This is a genomic window from Micromonospora sp. Mcm103 (assembly GCF_024519755.1).
GTDB lineage: Bacteria > Actinomycetota > Actinomycetes > Mycobacteriales > Micromonosporaceae > Micromonospora > Micromonospora aurantiaca.
Genome location: NZ_JALJRJ010000001.1, coordinates 499269 through 507500, shown reverse-complemented (window position 1 = coordinate 507500; position 8232 = coordinate 499269). Strand labels below are relative to the sequence as shown.

Sequence of the window (8232 nt, the reverse complement as noted above, 5' to 3'; positions counted from 1 at the left end):
GATCGAGAACGAGCTGGACCGGATCGACATCCTCTACGGCTTCGGCGTACGCCAGATGGGCATCGCGTACAGCCAGGCGAACATGCTCGGTTCCGGCCTCTCCGAGGACCGCGACGGCGGGCTGACGCACTTCGGCCGGCGTGCGGTGGACCGGATGAACAAGCTCGGCATCGCCATCGACATCTCGCACTCCGGCGACCAGACGTCGCTGGACGTGATCGAGGCCAGCCGGGTGCCGGTGTTCATCACCCACGCCGGTGCCCGCTCGGTCTGGAACACCCCCCGGATGAAGCCGGACGAGGTGATCCGGGCCTGTGCCGAGCGGGGTGGCGTGATCGGCATCGAGGCCGCTCCGCACACCACCCTCTCGGGCGACCACCCGCACCACTCGATCGAGTCGGTGATGGACCACTTCACCTACTGCGTGGAGTTGGTCGGCATCGACCACGTCGCGTTCGGTCCGGACACCAACTTCGGTGACCACGTCGGACTGCACGACAGCTTTACCCAGCACCTGGCGATCGGAAAGGCCCACGGCGTGGTGGACCACCCTCGGGTTCCGTACGTGAGTGGCATGGAGAACCCGGCGGAGTGCTTCAGCAACATCGTCGGGTGGTTGGTCACGCACGGTTACTCCGACGAGGAGATCGCCAAGGTCATCGGCGGCAACATCATCCGGGTTCTTCAGGAGGTTTGGTGAACAAGACAGTCAAGGGTCGGTGGCGGCTCGCTGTCGCGCTCGGCGTGGCGGCCACGCTCGGTGTCTCCGGCTGCGGCCTGAACGAGGAGACGTCCTCCTCCAGTGGTTCGTCGTCGGACTCGGTGCTGCGGATCGGCACCACCACCGACGTGAGCAACTTCAACCCGCTCCAGTCGCTGAGCAAGACGGACTCGTGGATCCTCAACGCGATGTACCCGCACCTGCTGCGGATCGACGAGAACGCGAAGAAGTCGCCGGAGCTGGCCAAGGAGTACCGCTACGAGGACGACGGCAAGACCGCCGTCTTCGTGCTGCGCGACGACTTCAAGTGGACCGACGGCAAGCCGGTGGTCGCCGAGGACGTGAAGTTCTCCGCCGAGTCGATCATGAAGTACAAGCTCGGCAACGTCGCGGCGAAGCTGACCTGGGTCGAGTCGGTCGAGGCGCCGGACGCCACCACCGTCAAGTTCAAGCTCTCCCAGCCGTACGCGCCGTTCGCCGAGGGCGTCGGCTTCTGGATGTCGGTCGTGCCGAAGCACATCTTCGAGCCGGCCGGTGACCTGTCCAAGTTCGCCAACGACTCCAACTGGGTCGGCGCCGGGCCGTTCGTCCTGGACAGCATCACCAAGGGCCAGCGCTACGTCATGAAGCGCAACGAGCACTACCCGCTCGCGCCGGGTGGCAAGGCCGCGGTGAGCCAGGTCGAGTACCGGGTCTACCCGGACGTGAACACCATGATGCTGGCGCTGCGCAACGGTGACATCGACATGATGGGCACCCCGGTGCCGGTCTCGGCGGCGAAGACCTTCGAGAACGACGACAAGATCAAGCTGAAGAAGGTCGGCGCCCTCGGCTTCGCGCACCTGACCTACAACATGAAGAACAAGTACCTCGCCGACCAGGACGTCCGGCAGGCGCTGTCGATGGCGGTCGACACCAAGGCGATCATCTCGGCCGTGCTGCAGGGCGACGGCCAGCAGATGGCCGGCCCGATCTCGCCGATCTTCTCCGAGTACGACAACACCGAGCTGCAGCCGTACCCGTTCGACCCGGCGGGCGCGAAGGCCAAGCTGAGCGCGGCCGGCTACAAGGACGCCAACAACGACGGCTTCTTCGACGAGCTGACGTTCGGCGTGGCGTGCGACCAGTCCAACGCCAACATCACCCGGGTCGTGCAGCTGTTCCGGGAGAGCGCGGCCAAGGCCGGCGTGAAGCTGGAGAACGAGTGCGTGGAGCGGAACACCTTCCTCACCCGCACCAAGAACGGCGAGTACGACATCGACGCCTCGCAGTGGGGTGTCTTCGACAACCCGATGGACCAGCTGCGCAGCACCTACCTGTCCAGCAACCCGGGTGGCATCAACTACAACCTGCTCGAGTCGGCGGAGATGGACGCGCTGATCAACGACGCGGCCGGCACCACCGACGCGGAGGCGTTCAAGACCAAGATCAAGAACATTGACAAGGTCGTGCACGAGCAGGCGTACCTGACCCCGCTGTACGTGGAGAACTTCCAGTTCGCCTACAACGCCAGCAAGTTCACCGGCTTCGTCCCGTCGCCGTCGGACCTGCTCGGCATGGTCACCGCGTACTCGCTGGCCCAGGTCACCCCGGTCAAGTAACCCACCCAACCTAGAGGGAGAGGAGGGGTCCCCCGTGGCGCGTTTCGTGCTCAGCCGGGCACTGAAGGCCGTCCTGACCGTGTGGATTGCGATCACTTCGACGTTCTTTCTGCTCCGGCTCCTGCCGGGGGACCCCACGACCCTCATGGTCGAGGGCGACATGACACCGGAGATGCAGGCGGCACTGCTCAAGACGTACGGCCTGGACCGTCCGCTGTGGGAGCAGTACGTGTCGTACCTGCGCGAGCTGGTCCAGGGCAACCTGGGCATCTCGTTCCGCCAGATCCAGCCGGTCACCGACATCATCCTCGACCGGCTGCCCTGGACGTTGCTGCTGGCCGGCAGCGCGTTCGTCCTGACCATCGCCGTCGGTATCCCGATCGGCGTGGCCGCCGCGGTCAACCGCGGCAAGTGGCTCGACCGCGCGTTGCAGGGCTTCGGGATCAGCGCGAACGCGCTGTTCGTGCCGAGCGTCGCGATCCTGCTGCTGGTCTTCTTCGGCGCCCAGCTCGGCTGGTTCCCGATCGGTGGGGCGATCGACCCGGACACCCGGGGCGCGGCGGCCTACCTGAGCCTGGCCCACCACCTGGTGCTGCCGGTGCTCTCCCTGGTCCTGGTGCAGCTCGGCCCGTACGCGCTGACCCTTCGTACCAACATGATCGAAGTCCTCGGCGAGGACTACATCCGCGCCGCGCAGGCGCGTGGTCTCTCGGCCCGGCGCCGGGTGTGGAAGCACGGCCTGCGCAACGCGATCCTGCCGGCACTGACCCTGATGGGCCTGCAACTGGGCACCCTGGTCGGCGGTGCGGTGCTGACCGAGACGGTCTTCGCCTACCCCGGGGTCGGCCGGCTGATCTACGAGGCGGTCGGGCAGCAGGACTACCCGGTGATCCAGGGTGCGTTCATCATGCTCGCCGTCACCGTGGTGATCGCCAACGCCCTGACCGACATGCTCTACGCGGTCCTCAACCCCCGGATCCGGCTGTGAACGCGCGCAGCGTCGCGGCACGTCGCCCGGATCCGTCCGCCGCCACCGAAGGGAGGGTGCCGTGAGTGCCCCCGTGCTGACCGAGCAGGCGCTGCCGCCGGCCCCGGCCGCGCCCAAGCGGTCCTTCCTCTCCGGCTACCTGCGTCAGCCCGTCGTGGCGCTGTCCGTGCTGGTGCTGCTCGTGATGGCGTTGCTGGCGATCTTCGCGCCGCTGATCGCCGACGAGCCCGCCGGCGCGGGCGCGGACGTGCTGCAACCCCCCTCCGGGGCGCACTGGTTCGGCACCGACGACCTCGGGCAGGACATCTTCGCCCAGGTGGTCTGGGGCACCCGGACCAGCATGGTGATCGGCCTGGCCGCGTCACTGCTCGCCATCGTGCTGGGCACCGCGATCGGGCTGGCCGCGGCGTACTTCCGGCCGTTCGACGCGGTCGCCACGGTGATCACCGACGTGATGCTGGCGCTGCCCACCCTGCCGCTGATGATCATGCTGGCGGCGGTGGTCAGCCCGAGCGTCACGACGCTGACCCTGATCATCGGGTTCTTCGCCTGGCCCGAGGTCGCCCGGCTGATCCGGTCGCAGGGCCTGGTGATCAGCGCGATGCCCTACATCGACGGCGCCCGGGTGCTCGGGGCCACCGGCTGGCGGATCGTCACCCGGGAGATCCTGCCCGCCGTCGTCTCGCTGATGGTGGTCAGCGTGCTGCTCACCGCCTCCCGGGCGGTGATCTCCGAGGCGGGCCTGAGCTTCCTCGGCCTCGGCGACCCGGACGCCTGGTCCTGGGGACGGATCCTGCTCAACGCCCAGCGCAGCGGCACGATCGCGATCGCCTGGTGGCAGACGCTCTTCCCGTCCCTGGCGATCTTGTTCCTGGTGCTGGCGGCGACCCTCGCCGGAACCCGGTTCAACGACACCCGCGACCCCCGTCGCAACGGAGGCTGACCATGCGACTGCCCGAGAGCTTCTACCACAGCGTCCGAAGCCGGCTCGCCGAGGCGCTCGAACAACGTGGCCTGGACGGGTTCCTGGCCACCTCGCCGGCGGAGGTCGCCTTCCTCAGCGGCTTCTTCTACATCGCCACCGAACGTCCGGTGTATCTCTGGCTGCCGCGTGCGGGGGATCCGCTGCTGGTGATCCCGCGCCTCGACGAGGAGTACGCGGCCCAGCAGGGCGTGACGGTCCCGACCCTCACCTACTTCGAGTACCCGGGCGTGGTCACCGCCGAGGAGACGCTCGCCTCGGCGTTGCCCCGCCCGGGTGGTCCGGTCCGCCGCATCGGCGTGGGCGCGGGCCTGGCGGTCGGCACGTTCCGGGCGCTGTCCCGGGCCATCGACGGGGCCACCCTGGAGACCACGGACGCGGTCGCCGCGCTGCGGCTGCGCAAGTTCCCCGAGGAGATCCCGTTCCACGAGGCCGCCGCGCGGATCTGCGACGAGATGCTGGCCGCCGGACGGGCCCTGATCGAGGAGGCGCTCGCCGCCGGAGGGCCGCTGCCGCGCGAGGACGAGATCGCCCGGCACGTGATCGGCTACGGCACCGACCGGATGTACGCCGATTACGACCTCGTCGTCTACACCACCAAGCTGGCCGGCGGGCTGGTCTACGCCGGCCCGAACTCCGCCCTGCCGCACGGCCTGCCGACCCGTCGGCGGCTCCAGCCGGGCGACACCCTGATCCTCTCCCTCGGCGCGGCGGTGGCCAGCCGGTTCGTGGAGAGCGAACGGACGTTCGTCATCGGCGAGCCCAGCGCCGAGCAGGTGCGCTACTACGAGGCCGACCGGGAGGCCCAGGAAGTGGGCACCCAGGCGATGGTCGCCGGCCGTACCTGCGCCGAGGTCAACCGGATCTGCCTGGACGTCCTGCGGGACCGAGGGCTGGGCGACTACATCCGGCACCGGCAGGGCCACGGCATCGGGTTGCAGAACCACGAGGCGCCGTGGGTCTCCGACGGGGACCACACCGTGCTCGCCCCCGGGATGCTGCTGTCCAGCGAGCCCGGCGTCTACGTGCCCGGCCACGCCGGCTACCGCATCTCCGACACGGTCCTGGTGCAGGACGACGGCCCGCGCCGGCTCACCCGGTACCCGCGTGACCTGGCATCCAACATCATCGAGGGGATCCGATGAGAATCAACGGAGCGGAACTGGTCGTCGAGGCGTTCGGCCCGGTCGACGGTCCGGCCATGATCGTGCACCACGGTGCCCCGGGCCTCGGTTCCCGCCAGGAGCCGAAGCGCTCGTTCGGCCCGTTCGCCGACCGGATGCGGGTCATCGTCTTCGACGCCCGCGGCTCCGGCGAGTCCAGCGACGACGGACCGTTCACCCACGAGCAGTGGGTGGCCGACGTGGACGCCATCCGCGCGCACTTCGGCTACGAGACGATCGTCATGGCCGGCGGTTCGTACGGCGGGTTCATCGCCATGGAGTACGCCATCGCCCACCCGGACCGGGTCTCCGCGCTGGTGCTGCGCGACACCGCCGCGGACACCGCACACGACCACCTGGCGGTGGAGCGGGCCCGCAACACCGACCGTTCGGTGATCCCGGAGTGGGTCATCGGCCGGATCGGCACCGGACGGTTCGAGAGCAACGAGCAGTTGCGCGAGTACTGGCGAGCGATCCTGCCGCTCTACGACCACCGGCACGACCCGGCCAAGGACGAGGCGCGGCTGGCCGCCACCCGGTTCCACTACCGCACCCACAACGCCGCCTTCGGGCAGAACATGCCCCGCTACGACCTGAAGCCGAAGCTGCCGTCGATCACGTGCCCGACCCTGGTGACTGTGGGCCGGCACGACTGGCGTACCCCGGTGGCCGCCTCTCAGGTCATCGCGGACCTGGTGCCCCACGGCGAGCTGGTGGTCTTCGAGTCCTCCGGCCACTCGCCGCAGCTGGAGGAGCCAGAGCGGTTCCAGCAGGTGGTGCGGGACTTCCTCAGCCGGGCCGGAGTGCTCCGATGAGCCTGCTGGAGATCGCCGACCTGCGGGTCGCGTTCCCGGGCCCGACCGGCCCGGTGAACGCGGTGAACGGGGTGTCGCTGCGTGTCGAGTCGGGCCAGACCCTTGCCATCCTCGGTGAGTCCGGCTCCGGTAAGAGCGTCACCGCGCAGGCGGTGATGGGCATCCTCGACGTCCCGCCGGCGACGGTCGCCGGCTCGGTCCAGCTGCGGGGCCGGGAGCTGCTGACCCTGCCACGCAAGCAGCGGGAGCGGGTCAGTGGCGAAGAGATCGGGATGGTCTTCCAGGACGCGATGGCCGCGCTCAACCCGGTCTTCACCGTCGGACACCAGATCGTGGAGGTGCTGCGGGTCCGGCGGGGCATGTCCCGGGCCGACGCCCGGCGCCGCGCCGTCGAACTGGTCGACCGGGTGCGGATCCCGGCGGCCAAGGACCGGATCCGGGACTACCCGCACCAGTTCTCCGGCGGCATGCGCCAGCGCATCATGATCGCGTTGGCGATCGCCCTCGAACCGGCCCTGCTGATCGCGGACGAGCCCACCACCGCCCTGGACGTGACCGTGCAGGCCCAGGTGATGGAGTTGCTCGCGGAGATCCAGCGGGACAGCGGAATGGGCCTGCTGCTGATCACACACGACCTGGGCGTGGTCGCCGAGGTCGCCGACGACGTGGCGGTGATGTACGCCGGCCGGATCGTCGAACGGGGCACCGTCGAGCAGATCTTCGCCGGTCCGGCGCACCCCTACACCGAAGGGCTGCTCAACTCGATGCCCCGGGTGGACCGGCGCGACGAGCAGCTCTACGCGATTCCCGGCGCTCCGCCCAACCCGGCTCGGCTCCCCGCCGGCTGCCCGTTCCACCTGCGTTGTCACCGGGTCACCGACGAATGCCGGATCGCCCTGCCGCCGCTGCGGGCGCTGCCGGCCGACCGGGCCAGCGCCTGTCACCACCACGAGGAGGTGCTCGATGCCACCCGCCGATGAGGTCGTGCTGCGGGTCGAGAACCTGGTCAAGCACTTCCCGCTCAAGGGGCGGGTCCCGTTCGCCTCCGGCGGCGTGGTCAAAGCCGTCGACGGTGTCTCCTTCGACCTGCGCCGGGGCGAGACGCTCGGCGTGGTGGGCGAGTCCGGCTGCGGCAAGAGCACGCTGGCCCGCATGCTCGTCGGGCTGGAGCAACCCACCTCCGGCGAGGTGCGCTTCGGCACGTCAGTGGTGCACCAGGCCAGGGGGCGGGAGCTGCGGGCCCTGCGCCGGCGGATCCAGATCGTGCTCCAGGACCCGTACACGTCGCTGAACCCCCGCCGCACGATCCGGGAGATCCTGCTCCAGCCGTTCGAGATCCACCCGGACGTGCTGGACCGCCGGCGCCGGGTCGAGCGGATCAAGGAGCTGCTCGACCTGGTCGGTCTCGACCCCGGCCTGCACCTGGACCGCTACCCGCACCAGTTCTCCGGCGGGCAGCGCCAGCGCATCGGCATCGCCCGGGCGCTCGCGCTGAACCCCGACGTGATCGTCTGCGACGAGCCCGTCTCCGCACTGGACGTGTCGGTCCAGGCGCAGGTGGTCAACCTCCTGGAGCGGCTCCAGGAGGAACTCGGCGTCGCGTACGTCTTCATCGCCCACGACCTGTCCGTGGTGCGCCACATCTCCGACCGGGTCGCCGTGATGTACCTGGGCAAGCTCGTGGAGACCGGCCCGGAGACCAACCTCTACGAGTCGCCCCGGCACCCGTACACCCGGGCGCTGCTGTCGGCCGTGCCGGTGCCGGACCCGGCCGGCCGGCGGCAGCGGCAGCGCATCTTGCTGGCCGGCGACCCGCCCAGCCCGGTCGACCCACCCTCCGGCTGCCGTTTCCGGACCCGCTGCTGGCAGGCGACCGACACCTGTGCCAGTACCGAGCCGCCGCTGGCCGCCGGGCCGCATCCGGTCGCCTGCCACTTCCCGCTGGCCGCGTGACGGCCGGCG

General features: G+C 69.7%; 8 protein-coding genes. All 8 read left to right on the top strand.

What is annotated here, in order from left to right:
- A partial coding sequence (locus tag OC439_RS02325) for a dipeptidase (RefSeq protein ID WP_262011953.1) occupies positions 1 to 700 on the top strand: 700 nt, incomplete at its 5' end.
- A complete protein-coding gene (locus OC439_RS02320) occupies positions 697 to 2322 on the top strand; it encodes an ABC transporter substrate-binding protein (RefSeq protein WP_262011952.1) in 1626 nt (541 codons plus the stop codon). The genes OC439_RS02325 and OC439_RS02320, both read left to right, overlap by 4 nt.
- A 34-nt stretch (positions 2323 to 2356) precedes the next feature.
- Positions 2357 to 3310: an ABC transporter permease gene (locus OC439_RS02315; RefSeq protein ID WP_194799043.1), complete on the top strand. Its 954-nt coding sequence runs from the start codon at positions 2357 to 2359 to the stop codon at positions 3308 to 3310.
- Positions 3311 to 3371: 61 nt separating this feature from the next.
- Complete coding sequence (locus tag OC439_RS02310; protein WP_262011951.1) at positions 3372 to 4253, top strand: ABC transporter permease; 882 nt, start codon at positions 3372 to 3374, stop codon at positions 4251 to 4253.
- Between the two features lie 2 nt (positions 4254 to 4255).
- Positions 4256 to 5437, top strand: a complete 1182-nt coding sequence (locus OC439_RS02305; RefSeq protein WP_262011950.1) for a M24 family metallopeptidase — start codon at positions 4256 to 4258, stop codon at positions 5435 to 5437.
- The gene (locus OC439_RS02300; protein ID WP_262011949.1) at positions 5434 to 6270 is read left to right on the top strand and encodes an alpha/beta fold hydrolase; all 837 of its coding nucleotides are present in this window, start codon (positions 5434 to 5436) and stop codon (positions 6268 to 6270) included. Before OC439_RS02305 ends, OC439_RS02300 begins: the two co-directional genes overlap by 4 nt.
- Positions 6267 to 7250, top strand: coding sequence for an ABC transporter ATP-binding protein (locus OC439_RS02295; protein WP_262011948.1), 984 nt, complete (start codon positions 6267 to 6269; stop codon positions 7248 to 7250). The genes OC439_RS02300 and OC439_RS02295 overlap by 4 nt, the downstream gene beginning before the upstream one ends.
- Positions 7234 to 8223 carry an ABC transporter ATP-binding protein gene (locus OC439_RS02290; protein WP_262011947.1) on the top strand — a complete coding sequence of 330 codons (990 nt, stop codon included), beginning with the start codon at positions 7234 to 7236 and terminating at the stop codon, positions 8221 to 8223. The genes OC439_RS02295 and OC439_RS02290 overlap by 17 nt, the downstream gene beginning before the upstream one ends.
- Positions 8224 to 8232 lie beyond the last annotated feature (9 nt).